Origin of the sequence: Streptomyces tateyamensis (genome assembly GCF_003205575.1) — a bacterium.
Classification (GTDB): Bacteria; Actinomycetota; Actinomycetes; order Streptomycetales; family Streptomycetaceae; genus Kitasatospora; species Kitasatospora tateyamensis.
Window position 1 is genome coordinate 1 of record NZ_PYBW01000178.1, and the last position, 1,139, is coordinate 1,139.

Sequence of the window (1,139 nt, forward strand, 5' to 3'; positions counted from 1 at the left end):
CTGTGCGGCGGTGTGCATCAGCTGGCGGATCGCGTGGTGGACCAGCAGGTGGCCCCAGACCTCCTGCTCGACACCTTCTGGCGAGCGGGAGCGCAGGACCTGGGCGGGGCCGCGCTGGTGGGTCTTGAGCTCGTCCAGTGCGGTCTCGATCTCCCAGCGCTGGTTGTACAGGGCGGCCAACTCGGCTGCGGGCGCCGCCTCGTGGTCGAGGATCGTGGTGATCAGTCGATAGGGGGCCGGGTGCTGCGGGCGGCCGGGGTCGTCCAGGGTGTACTCGATGACGCGCACGACGGTCGGGTCGGTGCGCTTGCGGTGGTCGCGAGCCGCCACGATGTCGGACAGGTAGGAGCCGTCGGGAAGTTCCCGGCGCACGGGCAGCACCGCGCTGGACTTGATGCGCCACAGCAGATCCGCGCCACAGGCCGAGGCGGCCCGCCACTGGTCCAGGCCGGCGAAGCCCCGGTCGGCGATCAGCAGGTCATCCGGCCCGAGGGCTGCGAACAACTCCCGCGCGAGCACGGATTCCGCGGTGGTGAACGGCCCCAGGGCCGCGTGGGTAATGGCGTGCGTGCCGCACTCGGCCAGCGCCACCACCCGCACCTGGGGGAAGGCGGTCCGCTCGCCCCGGTGGGTCGCGGGGCGACCGAACCGCGCGTCGTTCTCCTCGCTGTCCGGCACGTCGAACGTGGTCCCATCGATCGCCATCAGACGCCAACGCCCGTACCAGGCACCGATAGTGGACTCGGTCGCCATGGGCCTGGCGGTCTGCTCGAACAGCGCCTTCAGCGGCTCCGGTCCCAGCTTGACCCGGGCCCGGGAGATCGCGGCGGTCGTCGGCACCTGCCACGACCCCGACCAGCGCCTGGCCCACGCGAGGCCCTCGGTCAGCAGCCGCGCGACCTCCTCATAGCCCTGCCCGGAGAACAGGCACATGGCCAGGACGAAGTAGACGACCACCCGGGGCGGCAACAACCGGTTGCGCTTCCCGGACTTCCCGCACTCCTCGACAATCCGGTCCACCAGCTCCGGCGGGAACGTCCGCGTCAGCAGTCCGATCGCGATCCGGTCCGACAGCCGCTCATCCGTTGTCGGCTTGACCTGTCCAGGGCGTGGCATCCAGGCACCTCCTGGACAGGCAG

Annotated in this window: 1 protein-coding gene; it reads right to left on the reverse strand. The window is 71.0% G+C overall.

What is annotated here, in order from left to right:
- On the reverse strand, nt 1-1,116 hold a 1,116-nt coding region (locus tag C7C46_RS31460; RefSeq protein WP_110673333.1), incomplete at its 3' end, for an IS4 family transposase.
- Between the last annotated feature and the right edge of the window lie 23 nt (nt 1,117-1,139).